This is a genomic window from Pseudomonas sp. S150 (assembly GCF_004526365.1).
GTDB classification, from domain to species: Bacteria; Pseudomonadota; Gammaproteobacteria; order Pseudomonadales; family Pseudomonadaceae; genus Aquipseudomonas; species Aquipseudomonas putida_A.
The window spans coordinates 2,331,603-2,351,145 of sequence record NZ_CP038207.1; the positions used below are offsets into that span (position 1 = coordinate 2,331,603).

The 19,543-nt window shown below is 59.9% G+C and carries 16 protein-coding genes and 1 pseudogene; 14 read left to right on the plus strand and 3 right to left on the minus strand.

Annotated features, from left to right (window positions below):
* Nucleotides 1-64: 64 nt before the first annotated feature.
* From E3Z29_RS10770 to flhB, 9 genes are all read left to right on the plus strand, one after another.
* Complete coding sequence (locus tag E3Z29_RS10770) at nt 65-1,459, plus strand: flagellar hook-length control protein FliK (RefSeq protein ID WP_098967846.1); 1,395 nt, start codon at nt 65-67, stop codon at nt 1,457-1,459.
* An 882-nt stretch (nt 1,460-2,341) separates the two neighbouring features.
* On the plus strand, nt 2,342-2,845 hold the full coding sequence (fliL, locus tag E3Z29_RS10775; RefSeq protein WP_047599975.1) for a flagellar basal body-associated protein FliL: 504 nt from the start codon (nt 2,342-2,344) through the stop codon (nt 2,843-2,845).
* A 9-nt stretch (nt 2,846-2,854) separates the two neighbouring features.
* The gene (gene fliM / locus E3Z29_RS10780) at nt 2,855-3,823 is read left to right on the plus strand and encodes a flagellar motor switch protein FliM (protein ID WP_003222890.1); all 969 of its coding nucleotides are present in this window, start codon (nt 2,855-2,857) and stop codon (nt 3,821-3,823) included.
* Between the two features lie 55 nt (nt 3,824-3,878).
* On the plus strand, nt 3,879-4,337 hold the full coding sequence (gene fliN, locus E3Z29_RS10785; protein WP_003222891.1) for a flagellar motor switch protein FliN: 459 nt from the start codon (nt 3,879-3,881) through the stop codon (nt 4,335-4,337).
* Nucleotides 4,338-4,790 carry a flagellar biosynthetic protein FliO gene (fliO, locus tag E3Z29_RS10790; protein ID WP_134785752.1) on the plus strand — a complete coding sequence of 151 codons (453 nt, stop codon included), beginning with the start codon at nt 4,338-4,340 and terminating at the stop codon, nt 4,788-4,790.
* The gene (gene fliP / locus E3Z29_RS10795) at nt 4,790-5,548 is read left to right on the plus strand and encodes a flagellar type III secretion system pore protein FliP (protein WP_003222895.1); all 759 of its coding nucleotides are present in this window, start codon (nt 4,790-4,792) and stop codon (nt 5,546-5,548) included. Before fliO ends, fliP begins: the two co-directional genes overlap by 1 nt.
* A complete protein-coding gene (gene fliQ / locus E3Z29_RS10800) occupies nt 5,545-5,814 on the plus strand; it encodes a flagellar biosynthesis protein FliQ (RefSeq protein WP_007920026.1) in 270 nt (89 codons plus the stop codon). Before fliP ends, fliQ begins: the two co-directional genes overlap by 4 nt.
* Nucleotides 5,815-5,817: 3 nt before the next feature.
* A complete protein-coding gene (gene fliR / locus E3Z29_RS10805; RefSeq protein WP_027613914.1) occupies nt 5,818-6,603 on the plus strand; it encodes a flagellar biosynthetic protein FliR in 786 nt (261 codons plus the stop codon).
* Nucleotides 6,604-6,606: 3 nt separating this feature from the next.
* Nucleotides 6,607-7,746 (plus strand): flagellar biosynthesis protein FlhB, encoded by a 1,140-nt coding sequence (flhB, locus tag E3Z29_RS10810; RefSeq protein WP_134785753.1) that lies wholly within the window; start codon nt 6,607-6,609, stop codon nt 7,744-7,746.
* A gap of 1,192 nt (nt 7,747-8,938) precedes the next feature.
* On the opposite strand, the pseudogene E3Z29_RS10815 reads toward flhB, so the two are convergent.
* The 3 genes and pseudogenes from E3Z29_RS10815 to E3Z29_RS10825 form a co-directional block, all read right to left on the minus strand.
* Nucleotides 8,939-9,157 (minus strand): annotated as a pseudogene (locus E3Z29_RS10815) (DUF6124 family protein); the annotation flags it as partial.
* A 29-nt stretch (nt 9,158-9,186) separates the two neighbouring features.
* Nucleotides 9,187-12,105 carry a hypothetical protein gene (locus tag E3Z29_RS10820; protein WP_177416192.1) on the minus strand — a complete coding sequence of 973 codons (2,919 nt, stop codon included), beginning with the start codon at nt 12,103-12,105 and terminating at the stop codon, nt 9,187-9,189.
* Between the two features lie 341 nt (nt 12,106-12,446).
* Complete coding sequence (locus E3Z29_RS10825; protein ID WP_134785754.1) at nt 12,447-12,806, minus strand: DUF6124 family protein; 360 nt, start codon at nt 12,804-12,806, stop codon at nt 12,447-12,449.
* A 605-nt stretch (nt 12,807-13,411) separates the two neighbouring features.
* Here E3Z29_RS10825 and E3Z29_RS10830 point away from each other — a divergent pair.
* The 5 genes from E3Z29_RS10830 to fliA all read left to right on the plus strand — a co-directional run bounded on the left by E3Z29_RS10830 (nt 13,412) and on the right by fliA (nt 19,468).
* Nucleotides 13,412-14,086, plus strand: coding sequence for a hypothetical protein (locus E3Z29_RS10830; protein WP_134785755.1), 675 nt, complete (start codon nt 13,412-13,414; stop codon nt 14,084-14,086).
* Between the two features lie 219 nt (nt 14,087-14,305).
* Nucleotides 14,306-16,435 (plus strand): flagellar biosynthesis protein FlhA, encoded by a 2,130-nt coding sequence (gene flhA, locus E3Z29_RS10835; protein ID WP_098967853.1) that lies wholly within the window; start codon nt 14,306-14,308, stop codon nt 16,433-16,435.
* A gap of 11 nt (nt 16,436-16,446) precedes the next feature.
* Complete coding sequence (gene flhF, locus E3Z29_RS10840) at nt 16,447-17,787, plus strand: flagellar biosynthesis protein FlhF (RefSeq protein WP_003222914.1); 1,341 nt, start codon at nt 16,447-16,449, stop codon at nt 17,785-17,787.
* A gap of 113 nt (nt 17,788-17,900) precedes the next feature.
* A complete protein-coding gene (gene fleN, locus E3Z29_RS10845; protein ID WP_003222917.1) occupies nt 17,901-18,731 on the plus strand; it encodes a flagellar synthesis regulator FleN in 831 nt (276 codons plus the stop codon).
* On the plus strand, nt 18,728-19,468 hold the full coding sequence (gene fliA / locus E3Z29_RS10850) for an RNA polymerase sigma factor FliA (protein WP_007920004.1): 741 nt from the start codon (nt 18,728-18,730) through the stop codon (nt 19,466-19,468). Before fleN ends, fliA begins: the two co-directional genes overlap by 4 nt.
* Nucleotides 19,469-19,543 lie beyond the last annotated feature (75 nt).

Genomic DNA, 19,543 nt, shown 5'->3' on the forward strand with positions numbered 1-19,543 from the left:
GCCCGACACTTGCAATAATCCCCGTCAACTGTACCTACGATCCCAGTGCAGCGGAGACCGTGTCATGCCTGCGACCCCCAATGTTCTTCTTCAATCTGCCGCCCAGGCCAAGGCGCAAGCCGCCGCCGCGAAAACGCCGGTCATGGCCGCAGACACCGGGGACAAGGCCTCAAGCTTCGCTCAGGTGTTCGCCGATCAAGGCCCGAAAAAGACTCTTGCGAACTCTGACAGTTCGTTGAAACCGGCGCGCGACAAGGTTGCCGACAACAGCGACAAGAAAGATTTCGCCAAGGATAAGTCTGCCGCCACGCAACAGACCGTTGCCGATAGCGGCAATGCCTTGCCTGCCGACAAGACCGCGTCGACCACCTCCGATGATCAGGCCGCCGCTGACAAGGCCGCCGCCGATGCTGCTGCCGACAGCGCGCAGACGCCAGTGGCCGACACCACCCCGGTGGATCCGGCGCTGGATCCGGCACTGGCGCAAACCGTGCAGCCGCTGGTGACCGCGCCGGTGGTGGCAGCGCCAGTCGCTGCAACACCGGAACCGGCCAAAACCGAAACGCCGGTCGTGGCCGCCACTTTGGCGCCAGCCGTGGTCAAAGATCCGGCGGCATCAACCGATAGCGCGTTCGACCCGGCGGCCGATCCACTCGACTCGTTGCCGGCGCTGCGTATGGCGATGGAGCAGGGCGGGCACATTTCCGCCAGCAGCCAGGCCCAACCCAAAGCTACACCGGCCCAGGCTCAGGCCGACGGTGAATTGACTGCGGCGCAGAACTTCGCTGCCGGCATGGCGAGCATGCTCGACGTGCAGGCCGACAAGGACAGCACCAGTCAGAATGGTGAAAAGGCCTTCAGCGGCCTGATAGACGATGGCCTGAAAGATCTGAAGGCTGCTACCAGCGACACCCGTGTCGATGATTTCGCCAACCGTCTGGCGGCGCTGACTCAGGCGGCCACTCCGAAAACCGCGAACGCGGTGCCGGTGAATCAACCGATCGCCATGCATCAGAGCGGCTGGACCGAAGAAATCGTCAACCGCGTCATGTACCTGTCCAGCGCCAACCTGAAGGCGGCGGATATTCAATTGCAGCCGGCGGAACTCGGGCGTCTGGATATTCGGGTCAACATGGTTCCGGACCAGCAGACCCAGGTGACCTTCATGAGCGCGCACCCAAGCGTGCGCGAAGCGCTCGACGGTCAGATGCATCGCTTGCGTGACATGTTCACCCAGCAGGGCATGGGCCAGGTCGATGTCAATGTCTCCGACCAGAGCCGTGGCTGGCAGGGTCAGCAGGGGCAGGAACAGGCGCAGCAGGGCCAGAGTGGTCGCACCAGCGCTGCGGGTGGTCGACTGGATTCGGCGGAAGAAGAGCTGACGCCGGCGGCGGTGGCTGAAGCCGCTGCGCAAACCACCAGCGTCATTGGCAGCAGCGCCGTCGACTATTACGCCTGAGCAAAATCAAGTGCCCCTCACCCTAGCCCTCTCCCACAGGGAGAGGGGACCGATTGGGGGATGCTCGCGAAGTACGCCGACCGGATACTTGCGCTGTGAATCCATAATCGACTCGGTCTTTCAGGTCGATGTTTGACGCCTGACACCTCGGTCAGCCCCCTCTCCCTCCGGTACATACACTCCCACAGGGGAGGGGACCGATTGGGGGATGCTCGCGAAGTACGCCGACCGGATACTTGCGCTGTGAATCCATAATCGACTCGGTCTTTCAGGTCGATGTTTGACGCCTGACACCTCGGTCAGCCCTCTCCCTCCGGTACATACACTCCCACAGGGAGAGGGGACCGATTGGGGGATGCTCGCGAAGTACGCCGACCGGATACTTGCGCTGTGAATCCATAATCGACTCGGTCTTTCAGGTCGATGTTTGACGCCTGACACCTCGGTCAGCCCCCTCTCCCTCCGGTACATACACTCCCACAGGGAGAGGGGACCGATTGGGGGATGCTCGCGAAGTACGCCGACCGGATACTTGCGCTGTGAATCCATAATCGACTCGGTCTTCAGGTCGATGTTTGACGCCTGACACCTCGGTCAGCCCCCTCTCCCTCCGGTACATACACTCCCACAGGGAGAGGGAACCGATTGGGGGATGCTCGCGAAGTACGCCGACCGGATACTTGCGCTGTGAATCCATATTCGACTCGGTCTTTCAGGTCGATGTTTGACGCCTGACACCTCAGTCAGCCCCCTCTCCCTCCGGGAGAGGGCTGGGGTGAGGGTGGCTTTTGACTTTAGCGTTACCTCCGACACTTCTGGCATAACACTTGCTCTTGCCTTGCCGTGCGACTGTGAAAACCCGATTAGTGACGGATTATTGGCATGGCGAAGAGCGAAGCAGCAGCTGTAAAAGACCCCGCGACCAAAGGCAAACTCAAGATGATCATCCTGATCGTGGTGGCTCTGCTGCTGGCGATCGGTGTGTCCGTGGGCGCGACCTGGTACTTCATGCACAGCGCTCAGAGCAAGCCTGCCGCAGCGGCCGAGGCCGCGCCGGTCGGCAAGCAGCCGGCGATCTTCGAGCCGATGGCGCCGGCGTTTGTCGCCAACTACAACCAGAACGGCCGTCAGCGCTACATGCAGGTGAGCATCACCATGCTGGCGCGTAACCAGGCCGATCTGGAGGCGCTCAAAGTGCACATGCCGGTGATCCGCAACAACCTGGTGATGCTCTTCTCCGGTCAGGATTTTGCCACCTTGGCGACTCCGGTCGGCCAGGAGATGTTGCGCCAGAAGGCTACCGCCAGCGTCCAGGAAGTGGCGCAGAAAGAGCTGGGCAAAGTGGTGATCGAACAGTTGCTTTTCACTAATTTCGTACTGCAGTAGGAACACGACATGGCCGTGCAGGATCTGCTGTCCCAGGATGAAATCGACGCGCTGTTGCATGGCGTCGACGATGGTCTGGTACAGACCGATAACGCTGCCGAACCCGGCAGTGTCAAAAGCTACGACCTGACCAGCCAGGATCGCATCGTCCGTGGACGCATGCCGACTCTGGAGATGATCAACGAGCGTTTTGCCCGTTACACCCGCATCAGCATGTTCAACATGCTGCGCCGCTCGGCAGACGTTGCCGTCGGTGGCGTCCAGGTGATGAAGTTCGGCGAATACGTGCACTCGCTGTACGTGCCGACCAGCCTCAACCTGGTCAAGATCAAACCGTTGCGCGGCACCGCGCTGTTCATCCTCGACGCCAAACTGGTGTTCAAGCTGGTGGACAACTTCTTCGGCGGCGACGGCCGTCACGCCAAGATCGAGGGGCGTGAATTCACCCCGACCGAACTGCGTGTGGTGCGCATGGTGCTGGAGCAGGCGTTCGTCGATCTGAAGGAAGCCTGGCAGGCGATCATGGAAGTCAATTTCGAGTACATCAACTCGGAAGTGAACCCGGCCATGGCCAACATCGTTGGCCCGAGCGAAGCAATCGTGGTCTCCACCTTCCACATCGAACTCGATGGCGGTGGCGGTGACCTGCACGTAACCATGCCGTACTCGATGATCGAGCCGGTGCGTGAAATGCTCGATGCCGGTTTCCAGTCGGACCTCGACGATCAGGACGAGCGCTGGGTCAACGCCCTGCGTCAGGACGTGCTCGATGTCGACGTGCCGATCGGCGCCACCGTGGCCCGCCGCCAGTTGAAGCTGCGCGACATCCTGCACATGCAGCCCGGGGACGTGATCCCGGTCGAGATGCCGGAAGACATGATCATGCGCGCCAACGGCGTACCGGCCTTCAAGGTCAAGATGGGCTCGCACAAAGGCAACCTCGCGTTGCAGGTGATCGAGCCGATCGAGCGTCGCTGAAGCGGCGCTTTTCCCCCACGCATTTAACTGAATTGTTGCCCGCCGAGGACAAATGATGAACGACGAAATGAACGCCCAGGACGATCAGGCACTGGCCGACGAATGGGCTGCGGCCCTGGAAGAGACCGGTGATGGCAGCCAGGCCGACATCGACGCGCTGCTGGCCGCCGACGCTGGCGCTGCAAGCTCCAACCGTCTGCCGATGGAAGAGTTCGGCAGCGTACCGAAGAACAACGATCCGGTGACCCTGGACGGTCCGAACCTGGACGTGATCCTCGACATCCCGGTGTCGATCTCGATGGAAGTGGGCAGCACCGACATCAACATCCGCAACCTGCTGCAACTGAACCAGGGTTCGGTGATCGAGCTCGATCGTCTGGCCGGCGAGCCGCTGGACGTGCTGGTCAACGGCACGCTGATCGCGCACGGTGAAGTGGTGGTGGTCAACGAGAAGTTCGGCATCCGCCTGACCGACGTGATCAGCCCAAGCGAACGCATCAAGAAGCTGCGCTGAGTGAAACGGTTTCTCTGGGCTTTGCTGGCACTGCCATTGAGCGTGCTGGCCGCCGAGCCGTCGACGGCGACCACCGTGCCTGCTGCCACCGCGCCGATGGTCAGCAGCGGAGTGGCCGGGCAACTGACGCAACTGGTGTTCGGTCTGTTGCTGGTGCTGGGCTTGATCTTCTTCCTCGCCTGGCTGCTGCGCCGGGTGCAGCAATCGGGGCCAGCAGGCAAGGGCCAGGTGATCGAGCTGATCGGCTCCCGCGCACTCGGTCCGCGTGACAGGTTGATGCTGGTGCAGGTCGGCAACGAGCAGATTCTGCTCGGCTTGAGCCCTGGCACCATCACCGCGCTGCACGTGCTCAAGGAGCCGGTGCCAGTGCCGAGCAGCAGCGAAAAAGCGACCCCGGAATTTGCCCAGCATCTGCTGAAGATTCTCGGCAAGGATCAGAAGGATAAGAAGTAATGGGTGCGCTACGCATCGTCTTGACGCTGGCCCTGATGCTGGCCGCGCCGCTGGCGTTCGCCGCCGATCCGTTGTCAATTCCGGCGATCACGCTGGGCACCAACGCCGACGGCGCGCAGGAATACTCGGTCAGCCTGCAGATCCTGCTGATCATGACCGCCCTGAGCTTTATTCCGGCGGCCGTGATCCTGATGACCAGTTTCACCCGGATCATCATCGTCTTCTCGATCCTGCGTCAGGCCCTCGGTCTGCAGCAGACACCGTCGAACCAGATCCTCACCGGCATGGCCCTGTTCCTCACCATGTTCATCATGGCCCCGGTGTTCGACCGGGTGAACAACGATGCGCTGCAGCCGTACCTGGCGGAAAAACTCACCGCCCAGCAAGCGGTGGAAAAGGCCCAGGTACCGATCAAGGACTTCATGCTCGCCCAGACCCGCACCAGCGATCTGGAGCTGTTCATGCGTCTGTCCAAGCGCACGGACATCGCCACGCCGGATCAGGCGCCACTGACCATTCTGGTGCCGGCGTTTGTCACTTCCGAGCTTAAAACCGCCTTCCAGATCGGTTTCATGATTTTCATCCCGTTCCTGATCATCGACCTGGTCGTGGCCAGTGTGCTGATGGCGATGGGTATGATGATGCTCTCGCCACTGATCATTTCGCTGCCGTTCAAGATCATGCTGTTCGTACTGGTGGATGGCTGGGCGCTGATCATCGGCACCCTGGCCAGCAGTTTCGGAGGTGTTTCGCCATGACGCCGGAAGTCGCGGTCGATATCTTTCGTGAAGCACTGTGGCTGACCACCTTGATGGTCGCGATTCTGGTGGTGCCGAGCCTGTTGGTCGGTTTGCTGGTGGCGATGTTTCAGGCGGCGACGCAGATCAACGAACAGACCCTGAGCTTCCTGCCGCGTCTGCTGGTGATGCTGGTGACCCTGATCGTCGCCGGTCCGTGGATCGTGCAGACGTTCATGGAATACATCATTCAGTTGTACAAAAACATTCCGATGGTCATCGGCTAAGCCATGCAATCGCTGCTTCAACTGACCGACACCCAGATCAGTACCTGGGTGGCGTCGTTCATGTTGCCACTGTTTCGCGTCGCCTCGATGCTGATGGTCATGCCGGTGTTCGGCACCACGTTGGTGTCGCGGCGGATACGCCTGTATTTCGCCGTGGCCATCACCGTATGCATTGCCCCGGGGCTGCCGCCGATGCCGGACGTCAGTCCGCTTGCTCTCAGTGGCTGGTTACTGATTGCCGAGCAGATTCTGGTGGGTGCGGTGCTGGGGTTTTCCCTGCAACTGTTTTTTCAGGCGTTTGCCGTGGCCGGGCAGATTGTCGCGATCCAGATGGGCATGGGTTTCGCCTCGATGGTCGACCCGGCCAACGGTGTCTCGGTGGCAGTGATCGGCCAGTTCTTCACCATGCTGGTGACCTTGCTGTTCCTGTCGATGAACGGCCATCTGGTGGTCTTCGAAGTACTCACCGAAAGCTTCACCACGCTGCCGGTCGGCGGCGGCTTGATGACCGCGCAATACTGGGAGCTGGCCGGCAAGCTAGGCTGGGTTCTCGGGGCGGCGTTGTTGCTGGTGCTGCCGGCGGTCACTGCGCTGCTGGTGGTCAACATCGCCTTCGGCGTGATGACCCGCGCCGCGCCGCAGCTGAACATTTTCTCCATCGGTTTCCCGCTGACTTTGGTGCTGGGCCTGTTCATCGTCTGGGTCGGTCTGGCGGATATCCTCAATCAGTATCAACCGCTGGCCTCCGAGGCCTTGCAGTTGTTACGCGAACTGGCACGGGCGCGCTGAGCCATGGCAGAGAGCGAAAGCGGTCAGGACAAAACAGAAGACCCCACGGACAAACGGAAAAAGGACTCTCGTGAGAAGGGCGAGATTGCCCGTTCCAAAGAGCTCAACACCCTCGCCGTGATGATGGCCGGTGCCGGTGCTTTGCTGGTGTTCGGCGGCATGCTGGCCGAAGACCTGATGGAGCTGATGCGTCTGAACTTCACCCTCTCGCGCGAGGTGGTCATGGATCAGGGGGCCATGGGCAGGTTCCTGTTGCAGTCAGGCCAGATGGCGCTGTTGGCGATCCAGCCGATCATGATCACCCTGTTGCTGGCGGCGTTGATCGGGCCGATCTCCCTCGGTGGCTGGCTGTTTGCGGCGGGCTCCATGGCGCCCAAATTCAGCCGGATGAACCCGGCCGCGGGCCTGAAGCGGATGTTCTCGTTCAAGGCTGTGGTCGAGTTGCTCAAGGCGCTGGCCAAATTTCTGATCACCCTGGGGGTGGCGTTGGTGGTGTTGTCGGCGGATGTCGATGATTTCTTGCGGATCGCCCACGAGCCGCTCGAAATGGCGATCATTCACAGCGTCACGCTGGTCGGCTGGAGTACCTTGTGGCTGGCCTGCGGCCTGATCATCATCGCCGCGGTCGACGTGCCGGTGCAGCTCTGGGAAGCGCACAAAAAACTGCTGATGACCAAGCAGGAAGTGCGCGACGAGCACAAGGATCAGGAAGGCCGGCCAGAGGTCAAGCAGCGCATCCGCCAGACCCAGCGCGAGATGTCGCAGCGGCGGATGATGGCGGCGATTCCCGACGCCGACGTGGTCATCACCAACCCGACCCACTACGCCGTCGCGCTCAAGTACGACTCGGAGAAGGGCGGCGCGCCAGTGCTGCTGGCCAAGGGCAGCGACTTCCTCGCGCTGAAGATCCGCGAAATCGCCGTCGCCAACAACGTCATGCTCCTCGAATCGCCGGGGCTGGCGCGCTCGATCTACTACTCCACCGAACTCGAGCAGGAAATCCCCGGCGGCCTGTACCTGGCGGTCGCCCAGGTGCTGGCCTACGTCTACCAGATCCGCCAGTACCGCGCCGGCAAGGGCAAGCGCCCGGATCCGCTGAAGGACGATCTGCCGATTCCGCCGGATCTGCGGCGCGATTCCTGACTTGACAGTAACGCAATAAAAAACCGCCATCCCGATTGAACGGGGTGGCGGTTTTTTTATGCCTGACCCAAAGATATTTCAGCTCCTGCCGCGGTCATTGTGGTGAGGGGATTCATCCCCGATGGGCTGCACAGCGGCCCCAGACTTCAATCTTTCAGAAATACCGCGAGCTCAGGTTTTACGACTGATGCGCAGCCGAGCGGGAGCAAGCTCCCTCGCCACAGGTTCTTGCCTGCCTTCTTAGCCCGGCGATTCCAGATTATCCAGCGCTCGATTCACCGCCAGCTCCCCCGCCTGACCCAATGAAACGTCGGCTCCTGCCGCGGTCATTGTGGTGAGGGGATTTATCCCCGATGGGCTGCACAGCGGCCCCAGACTTCAATCTTTCAGAAATACCGCGAGTTCAGGGTTTACGGCTGCTGCGCAACCGATCGGGGATGAATCCCCTCGCCACAGGTTCTTGCCTGCCTTCTTAGCCCGGCGATTCCAGATTATCCAGCGCTCGATTCACCGCCAGCTCCCCCGCCTGACCCAATGAAACGTCGGCTCCTGCCGCAGTCACTGTGGCGAGGGAGCTTGCTCCCGCTGGGCTGCGCAGCAGACCCAAATCCTGTCACTGCAAATTTTCAGAAATACCGCGAGTTCAGGTTTTACGACTGCTGCGCAGCCGATCGGGGATGAATCCCCTCGCCACAGGTTCTTGCCTGCCTTCTTAGCCCGGCAACTGCAGATTATCCAGCGCCCGATTCACCGCCAGCTCCCCCGCCTGAACCAATGAAACGTCGGCTCCTGCCGCAGTCACTGTGGCGAGGGAGCTTGCTCCCGCTGGGCTGCGCAGCAGACCCAAATCCTGTCACTGCAAATTTTCAGAAATACCGCGAGTTCAGGGTTTACGGCTGCTGCGCAACCGATCGGGGATGAATCCCCTCGCCACAGGTTCTTGCCTGCCTTCTTAGCCCGGCGATTCCAGATTATCCAGCGCTCGATTCACCGCCAGCTCCCCCGCCTGACCCAATGAAACGTCGGCTCCTGCCGCAGTCACTGTGGCGAGGGAGCTTGCTCCCGCTGGGTTGCGCAGCAGACCCAAGTCCTGTCACTGCAAATTTTCAGAAATACCGCGAGTTCAGGGTTTACGGCTGCTGCGCAACCGATCGGGGATGAATCCCCTCGCCACAGGTTCTTGCCTGCGTTCTTAGCCCGGCAACTGCAGATTATCCAGCGCCCGATTCACCGCCAGCTCGCCGAGCATGATCAGTTGCGCGATGCCCAGCAGCGTCCTGCGCTGCGACGCCGGTATGAGGTGGGCGAAATCATTGGCGATGGTTCTGGCCGACGCGAGTGTTTCGCAAGCATCGGCCAGCAGTTCTTCGTTTTTGAAGTCGGCGGTAACGGCGTACATCGAGCGGGTTTCAAGCGCCCCAATTGAGGCGCTTACAGAAATCAGTTGAACATAAAGTTATCGAAAATTACTTGTTCTTCGCCTCCGTTATAAAATTCAATGTAATTGATGTTTGCCGCGGAAAAAATTAACTGTGAAATACCTGCGCTGCTGATTAGTGGTCTTTCGTCTATATATCCGTCTGGGCCATAGAACAGGATTTTTCCGAGGGTGGCTTGAACGTCTGCGTAGTAAAAGCTTAATTTTTGCACGGGGGCTTTGAGCTCTATCCTGAATTTAGTTACAGCGCTCTCGTTAATTAACACGTTTCCTTCTATCGCCCCTGAAGCGCTATCCCTATTAAATGTGACGATTTTTAGTGATCCTGTTGAGCTTTGATTAATGATGCTTATCGCACCAGTATCTAAAGTTTCCAATGGCCCTATAAGTTGAGGGGGGACATTATCAAAGTTTTCATCTCTCTGGGTGCCTCTAAGGCTATAGATTCGTCGTGGGCAGGCTGTCGCGGTCAACTCACTGGCTATTCCGTCAAGATTTACTTTCACGCTGATCGTCAGCTCAGTTCCGTCCTTCAGTTCTTTTAACCACTCAATCGGAGCCGCCAGGGACAATCCATCCGGCGAATCATTGGGCTCTCCCGACCTGACGTCGTTGGTTATCGGCTCGCCGTTCTTGTCAAAGCCTCTACAGGTTGCCCAGATCGGTTGTCCTGGTTCGAACAACGGCCATCTTTCCGCGAGAATCCGTGCGTCTGTTGTGAGGTCTTGAACGCTCAACTCTTTACTGGTGTTGCCGTCGATATTAGGTGTAGGAAGGCGCGGGTCTTCATCGATAATTTTCAGCAGTCTCACCTTGATCGCGTCTGATTGGCCAGCGTGGCCACCGTTGCGATACAAGTTCCCGCGCAGCTCGATCACCGTTCCATGTCGCGTCGCTAGGAATGCGGGGCTCAACAGTGTGTTCACTCGCTTGTTGCTGTTGAATTCCACCAACGGAAACGGCGGCCAACCTGCCGGTGGATTGTCTTCTTCCAGGCATGCCTGGTCGCCGCTCAATGCTTCTGGGTATTCGATGCGCACCGTCACCCCGTCCGGGTAGGCCAGGACATCAATCGGATCTTTGGCCGGTGCTACAAGGAACGGTGGCGGCAGCTCCCCCAGCGCCGTCCCGATACGCAACGTCAACTCATGAGAATGCCCCAGTGTCTCGCCCGCCCGCTGAATGCTGTAATCGGCAACCACCGTACCGTTCAGGTTGGCGGTCACGTATTTTTTCTCAACGGTAATTCGCACAGGCCGGCCAGCGGTAGCGGGGATCAGGTCGACATGACTACTGATGCTGCCGCCGCTGGCGGAGCCGCGCCAACGGTAATTCACGCGATCCTTGTCGCGGGTGCCGAGGTACGGCACCACCAGCGTGGCACCGGTGGGTGGCACGTTGTCCGGATCGAGCACGTCGTTGGCATCTGCGCCCTCGACTTCCGGCCGGTCGAACGTCGGCAGGGCGACGCCGACCTGCATCATGAACGGCAGCGACTCGCGAACGCTCAACAGCCCCGTTTCGCTGTTGGTGACGACGTAATAGACCTTGACGTTCAGGCCGTTGAAACGCTGGATTTCGGCATTGCTCACGCTGCGCAGGACGGGCTGATTGTCCGCTACGTTGCCGACCGGGCGGGGATCTTCGTAATAAACGGTGTCGTTACCGGGCGCCTGGGCCCACCAGATCAGGTTGAGCAGGTCGCTGCTGTTGCGACCGGGGTACCAAGGGATCTGCACAGTCGCCCAAGGCGTTTCGGGTGGCAACGTTCCGCCCGGTGCCTCGTCGACGGTGGGGGCGACTAACTGGCTGATGTCGCCAATCACGGTGACGCTGGCATTTTTTGAGCGGCGGTCGCTTTCATCGCTGCGACGGCGCACATAGCCGACCGAGGCTGCGCCTTTGGCAATGGCTTTGACGGCGGCGTTGGGGATGGGGAAATCGAGTTGTAAGGGCACGTACGACACCTCTTTCTCCAGCGGCCCGACGATGATCTGCGAGCCTTGCGCCGGGGTGCCGATCCAGGTCAGGAGCACCTTGTCGCCCACCGCAAAATCGTCCTTGGTGATGTACACGCGGGCGTTCACATCGTCATCCCCGAGCTGGTCGAGGTCGATGCTGTCGGTTGGAATGCCGTTGACCAGCACCTGCGGTTCGTCCAGCCGATTGCCCCCTAGATCCACCAACAGATAATGCGTCGCCGACCACGGCGCGCGTTCGTCCGGGAAGTTACCGCAGCGGTCAATGACCTGATAAGCCACCGCGACACGATCACCGTCCCCGGCATCGTCAATAACGGCGCGGCTGAAGACAACCTCGATCGGGTTTCTGATCGGGTCCTGGGCCTGTTCCGGCGTAACGACATGCACCTCTTGCTGGCTGCCCCAGCGGGCGAGAATGCGGTCGTATCGGGTGAGGTTGCGGTAAGGCACGATGTGCATCGTCACCCCGCTGGGCGGCAGGTTTTCATCGACCTCGTCATGAGAGAGGGAGAACTTGAGATCGGAGTGGCCGTCATCGCCGGGAATGTCGTCGTAATCGCCGGGACGCGTGAGTTTGACCAGCAGGGTCATGACCGGTAACGAGTCCTCCGGGGCCTGGTTCTTGCGCGTGATCCGGTAGAACACTGGCGTGGCATCCCCCTCAAGTACCTGGCCCTTGGCAATGGTGAAAACCAGGTCCTGGTTGAGCTCGGCATCGTGCTCTAAGGTCTTGCTCCAGACCGCGGCGCTGTCATTGTCCCAGAACACCTCGGCCAGATCGCCAATGGACATGGTCAGCCAGGCGGGGATGATGCCTTGCAGATCGCCTTCCACGGCTCTGATGGGTATGCCGCCGTCATAGTGTTCGGCAGGGCTGAGGTTGACCAGTGCCGGAAGATACGGAGGTCTGAGGGCTTGAGGGGTTTGCTTGCTGGACATCTGGCGAACTCCGGTCGGGGGGCTGGGTGACGGAGTTATTGAGCGCGCGTTGGAGGAATTAGGCACCTGTCAGATCTGACAGGTGCTGGCGGGTTTCCGACAAGTGGTCATGTGGGCTGAAGGAAAGAGGCGACAAACCGCCGCCCGGTTAAATGAGGTGGCGGTTTTTTAAGCCTGAAGACATGTGTCGGCTGTGAGGCCGCTTTCGCGAGCAAGCCCGCTCCCACAGGGATTGGGGTCGATCACAAACCTGTGCTACACGCCGAACCTGTGGGAGCGGGCTTGCCCGCGAAGACGTCAGCAGCCACAACGCCTTACTCAGGGCTTGTCACAAGTCCCTGTTACTTCGGCAACTCCAGATTATCCAACGCCCGATTCACCGCCAGCTCGCCGAGCATGATCAATTGCGCGATGCCCAGCAGCGTCCTGCGCTGGGACGCCGGTATGAGGTGGGCGAAATCATTGGCGATGGTTCTGGCTGAGGCGAGTGTTTCGCAGGCATCGGCCAGCAGTTCTTCGTTTTTGAAGTCTGCGGTCACGGCGTACATCGAACGGGTTTTGCGTTGAATGGGCGTGGCGCCGGGCGAGCAGAGGTAGTGGTCGAGGGCGCGGTCGGCGGCTTCGTGGAGCTTTTTTGAATCGAGGGATTCGTAGGGGGAGGTGGCGTCGGATTCAGGTGGGTTGGGTGTTGGTTTGATCATGGTGAAGCTCCTAGAGTCGGCGGAGCTGCCACATTTCGCTGCGATACGAAAGGGAGGTGGCAGCCATACGCGGGTCGCAGACCGGGACTCTAGAACCGGCAGACCCAAAGGTCTCCCACGTACAGCCGCCATAAAACGAGGACGGAAGTTGTGCGTCTAGAAATCAGCGGGCTGCGAGACCCGATCGCTGATTCGTCAGCGACCGACCCACAATAGAACCCGACCCCAAGGCGCACAAGCCGGCGGATTCTGGCGTAGCTGTAGGCAATGGCGCAAGGATGTGTAGCCCGCAAGGCGTGTCTGGAGGTGTCTATTAAACGCCATCGTTTAAAAGTGCTGCTCATGATTCTGTGGTGTCGCGGATGGCCTCTTCGCGAGCAAGCCCGCTCCCACAGGGGATCTGTGTGATACCTACAATCTGTGTTCATTGCGGCGCGATTCCTGATAAATCAAAAGACCGCGGCCCTCCGCTTGTCTGAAAAAGACCTCTACCTGTTAGTTCTGACAGTGGACACAAAGGGCATTCAGCTATTCCATGTTCCTTGGCAGGTTTCACGGGCAATTCGCCTTCTGACCTGTCTTTAACATTCGCCAAGGAGAAGGTCATGCAAGAGAACTACAAAAAGCTTGAAGGAATGAGGTTCGAGTTCGTTTCCGGGTCGGTGGCGAAAGAGTCTGATCATATCGCTTGCACGTTCACTTTTAAGGCGATGTTGGACTTCACGCATTTCGTGCACATGAGCAATGCGTATGTGCCGGGCTATCTCGATTCGTATATCAATGCGATCAAGCCAAGGTTGGACGGGGTAGCCCACCATAGTCTCTACAACCGATTCAATAGTGCCGCTGGCAACATTGGTACTGTTGAAGAGTTGGTCAGAGTTTTCTCTTCGCCCAACAACTACTCCGATACATGGAGTAGCAATGGCACCGGCCTACTGGCGCGTTATCACAAACCACAATTTCACATGGTCGGTGATCAGTTACAGGTCACGGGTGGGCAGGACTTTCGATGGGAGGTCGAGCCGGAGGTCGAACGGAAGATCGAGCCGCAGGATGTGCCGGACATTTACTTTGTCTGGGCACTGATTGTGTTGAAGGCATACCCCGAAGATCCTTTTCATCAGCCTGAGGAAATCGTGACTTTGGGCGATTCTGAGGAGGCGCTTGTCGACGTGGGAGGGAAGCCGATCCGTAAGGGTACGCGCTATCTGGTGGGCCGCGATTTGCGTCTTGGTGAGATTAATCCAGAGCAAATTTTGACTGCCGGGTATCCGTGAGTGCGCGGTTTTTTCTGATTTTTTCACCCGCCTCTAATGGTGATAGCCGTCCTGCGTCTGTTTAGCGGTCGGCTCCATGGCGCCCGGCTGCAGGCAAGACAATTCCCCGAAAAAAACCTCAATTTCAATCCCCGGCAAAAGTTGGAAGGCTTCTTGCAGTAGCCGCCGTGCGCCTGCTTTGGGCGTCAAAAGTTTGCTTTAAAGAAACGGGGAAAACCGGTGGATCGCTCTCAGTTATTCAACACTGCTCGCTCGAATGTTGCCGACCTCAGTCGAGGCAATCTGGGCGTGCCGTTGTTGCTGCTGGTCATGCTGGCGATGATGATGTTGCCGGTGCCGCCGTTCCTGCTGGACGTGTTTTTCACCTTCAACATCGCCCTGTCGATCGTCGTCCTGCTGGTCTGCGTGTATGCGCTGCGGCCGCTGGATTTCGCGGTGTTCCCGACCATTCTGCTGGTGGCGACGCTGCTGCGGCTGGCGTTGAACGTGGCCTCGACGCGGGTGGTGATGCTCCACGGTCAGGACGGCCACGCCGCTGCCGGTAAGGTGATTCAGGCCTTCGGTGAGGTGGTGATCGGCGGTAACTACGTGGTCGGTATCGTGGTGTTCGCGATCCTGATGATCATCAACTTCGTCGTGGTGACCAAGGGTGCCGGGCGGATTTCCGAGGTGAGCGCACGCTTCACCCTTGATGCGATGCCCGGCAAGCAAATGGCGATCGACGCCGACCTCAACGCCGGGCTGATCGACCAGAACCAGGCCAAGGCGCGCCGTTCCGAAGTCGCTCAGGAAGCCGAGTTCTACGGTTCCATGGACGGTGCCAGCAAGTTCGTTCGCGGTGACGCCATCGCCGGCCTGCTGATTCTGTTCATCAACCTCATCGGCGGTATGGCCGTCGGTATCTTCCAGCACAACATGACCTTCGCCGACGCGGGCAAGGTTTACGCCTTGCTGACCATCGGTGACGGTTTGGTGGCGCAATTGCCATCACTGTTGTTATCGACAGCGGCAGCGATCATGGTGACCCGTGCTTCCGGTTCGGAAGACATGGGCAAGCAGATCAATCGGCAGATGTTCGCCTCGCCCAAAGCCCTGGCGGTGGCCGCTGGTTTGATGGCGGTCATGGGTCTCGTCCCGGGCATGCCGCACTTCTCGTTCCTGAGCATGGCCGCGCTGGCGGCCGGTGGCGCGTATCTGTTCTGGAAAAAGCAGAACGTTGCCAAGGTGCAGGCGCTGCAAGAGGTTCAGCGTCAGCAGGAACTGTTGCCGTCGCCGGCCCGCGCCATGGAAACCAAGGAGCTGGGCTGGGATGACGTGACGCCGATCGACATGATCGGCCTGGAAGTCGGTTACCGCCTGATCCCGCTGGTGGATCGCAATCAGGGCGGGCAATTGCTGGCGCGGATCAAGGGCGTGCGCAAGAAGCTCTCGCAGGATCTGGGCTTCCTGATGCCGACCGTGCACATTCGCGACAACCTCGATCTGGCGCCGAGCGCCTATCGCCTGACCCTGATGGGCGTGATCCTGGCCGAAGCCGAGATCTACCCGGATCGCGAACTGGCGATCAACCCCGGGCAGGTCTACGGCACGCTCAACGGCATTACCGCCAAAGATCCGGCTTTCGGCCTGGAGGCGGTGTGGATCGAAGTCAGCCAGCGCGCCCAGGCGCAATCGCTCGGTTACACCGTGGTCGACGCCAGTACCGTGGTCGCGACCCACTTGAACCAGATTCTGTACAAGCACTCCAGCGAGCTGATCGGCCACGAGGAAGTGCAGCAACTCATGCAATTGCTGGCCAAAAGCTCGCCGAAACTGGCTGAAGAGCTGGTGCCGGGTGTGGTTTCGCTGTCGCAGTTGCTCAAAGTGCTGCAGGCGTTGCTCGCCGAACACGTGCCGGTACGCGATATCCGCAGCATAGCCGAGGCTATCGCCAACAACGCCGCCAAGAGTCAAGATACCGCCGCCTTGGTCGCCGCAGTACGCGTCGGCGTATCCCGCGCTATCGTCCAAAGCATTGTAGGCACTGACTCCGAGCTGCCTGTGATCACCTTGGAACCAAGGTTGGAACAAATATTGCTCAATAGTCTGCAGAAGGCAGGACAAGGCTCTGAAGAGGGCGTTCTGCTGGAGCCAAGCATGGCCGAGAAGCTGCAGCGTTCGCTTATCGAAGCGGCGCAGCGCCAGGAAATGCAAGGTCAACCGGTGATCCTGTTGGTAGCAGGCCCGATCCGCGCGATGCTCTCGCGCTTCGGTCGCCTCGCAGTTCCAGGGCTGCACGTGCTGGCCTATCAGGAAATTCCGGACAACAAGCAAGTGACCATCGTTGCGACAGTAGGGCCCAACGGCTGAGGTAGTGGTTTATGCAAGTTAAGCGTTTTTTCGCCGCCGATATGCGTCAGGCCATGAAGCTGGTTCGTGATGAGCTGGGCGCTGATGCCGCCATCATTGGCAACCGCCGCATTGCCGGCGGCGTCGAGCTGACGGCGGCGCTGGATTACAAATTGTCGGCGCTGGCGCCACGGGTTCCGAACATGGAACTCGAGGACGAGCTGCGCAAGACCCAGTCGCGCATCGTGACCGCCCAGGCCGAACTGAGCCTGCGTGGCGAAGCCGACGGCAACACCAATCGCCAGTTGTTCGCCGGGCTGCCGTTGACGGCTGGCCTGCCGCTGACCGCTGCCGAGCCGTTGAGCGAACCGACTTACGCCGCCCCGGCGCGTCCAGCGCCAGCGCCTGCACAGTCGTCCGCCGGCATCGATCCGCGTGCGCTGGATTCGATGCGTTTTGAATTGAACAGTCTGCGCGAACTGATGGAAGTGCAGCTCGGCACGCTGGCCTGGAATCAGCTGCAAGGCAGCCGTCCGGCGCAAGCCAATCTGTATCGTCGTCTGCAGCGCATCGGTCTGTCCGGGCCGTTGTCGCGCGATCTGCTGGCGATGATCACCGATATTGAAGAACCACGTCAGGCCTGGCGCATGCTGCTCGCGCATCTGGCGCGAATGATTGCCGTACCGGAAGTCGAGCCGCTGGAAGAGGGCGGGGTGATTGCCATGGTCGGCCCGGCCGGCATGGGCAAAACCACCACCCTGGCCAAACTCGCTGCGCGCTACGTGCTCAAGTACGGCGCGCAGAATGTCGCGCTGGTCAGCATGGACAGTTTCCGTATCGGCGCCCAGGAACAACTGAAGACCCTGGGCCGCATTCTCAATGTGCCGGTGACCCACGTCGATCCGGGCCAGTCGCTGGTGCAGGCACTGGATCCATTGCTGCGCAAGCGCGTGGTGCTGATCGATACCGCCGGCTTGCAGGCCAGCGATCCGGCCTTGCGCATGCAGCTGGAAAGTCTGGCCGGGCGTGGCATCCGTTCAAAAAATTATCTGGTGCTGGCAACCACCAGCCAGAAACAGGTTCTAACCGCCGCGTACCACAGTTACAAGCGTTGCGGGCTAGCCGGCTGCATCCTGACTAAACTGGATGAGACGGCCAGCCTTGGCGAAGTGTTGAGCCTGGCGATCAGTCATGAACTGCCGGTCGCGTACCTGACCGATGGCCCACGGATTCCGGATGATCTGCATCTGCCGCGCCGTCATCAACTGGTCAGCCGCGCCGTCAGCGTGCAAATGCAGGAAGAACCCAGCGAAGAAGCCATGGCTGACATGTTCGCTGATATCTACCACAGCCCGACCAAGCAGGTTGGCTGAGGTAATGAACCGTTTTTGTACCTACATCGATGGTCTGCCATGCATTGTTCCGGTTGAGAACGCGCAGCCAGTAATGTGGCCTCCGTCTATGCAAGACAAGGTAAAGAAATAACATGGGCAGCATGCATCCCGTACAGGTGATCGCGGTGACCGGCGGCAAAGGTGGCGTCGGCAAGACTAACGTGTCAGTGAACTTGTCTCTGGCGCTGGCAGAGCTTGGCCGTCGGGTCATGCTGCTGGACGCCGATCTGGGGCTGGCGAACGTCGACGTTCTGCTGGGACTGACCCCCAAACGTACTCTGGCCGATGTGATCGAAGGCCGCTGTGAGCTGCGCGACGTGCTGTTGCAGGGCCCCGGCGGGATCCGCATCGTGCCGGCCGCTTCCGGCACCCAAAGCATGGTGCACCTGAGCCCGGCGCAACATGCCGGTCTGATTCAGGCCTTCAGCGACATCGGCGACAACCTCGATGTGCTGGTGATCGACACCGCTGCGGGTATCGGTGACTCGGTAGTCAGTTTTGTCCGCGCCGCCCAGGAAGTGTTGCTGGTGGTCTGCGACGAGCCGACCTCGATCACCGACGCCTACGCGCTGATCAAACTGCTTAACCGCGACTACGGCATGAACCGCTTCCGCGTGCTGGCCAACATGGCGCAGAGCCCGCAGGAAGGGCGCAACCTGTTCGCCAAGTTGACCAAGGTCACGGATCGCTTCCTCGACGTCGCCTTACAATACGTCGGCGCCGTGCCGTACGACGAAAGCGTGCGCAAGGCAGTGCAGAAGCAGCGAGCGGTCTATGAAGCCTTTCCGCGTTCCAAGTGCGCTCTGGCGTTCAAGGCGATCGCGCAGAAGGTCGATACCTGGCCGCTGCCTGCCAACCCGCGCGGCCACCTTGAGTTTTTCGTCGAGCGCCTCGTGCAGCAAACAGCAGGGCCTGTGTTATGACCGCGAGCGGTATGAACTACTACAAGAAGTCGGCACGTGACGCGCAGTACGAGTTGATCGAGCGTTACGCGCCACTGGTCAAGCGCATTGCCTATCACTTGCTGGCGCGCTTGCCGGCGAGTGTGCAGGTTGAAGACCTGATTCAGGCCGGGATGATCGGCCTGCTCGAAGTCTCGACCAAATATGACGCCAGCAAAGGCGCAAGTTTCGAAACGTACGCGGGCATCCGGATCCGCGGCGCGATGCTCGATGAAGTGCGCAAAGGGGATTGGGCACCGCGCTCGGTTCACCGCAATACCCGTATGGTCAGCGATGCCATTCGCTCAATTGAAGCTAAAACCGGCCGTGACGCTAAAGATCACGAGGTTGCGGCCGAACTCCAATTGAGTCTCGACGATTACTACGGGATTTTGAATGACACCCTGGGCAGCCGGCTGTTCAGTTTCGACGACCTGTTGCAGGACGGCGAACACGAAGGGCTGCACGAGGATGGCGCCAGTGCTCATCTTGAGCCGTCACGCGATCTGGAAGATGAACGCTTTCAGGCGGCGCTGGCGGACGCGATTGCCAATTTGCCGGAGCGTGAGCGACTGGTGTTGGCGCTGTACTACGACGAAGAGCTGAACCTCAAGGAGATCGGTGAAGTCCTTGGCGTCAGTGAATCGCGGGTCAGCCAGTTACACAGCCAGTGCGCGGCCCGTTTGCGGGGGCGTTTGGGGGAGTGGCGAGCGCGCTGAAGGCAGTGTGGGGACACTGCGAACGAGGCTGGTGCGGTGAGAACGGCACCGGTCTTGCTCTGTTGTGCTCCAGAC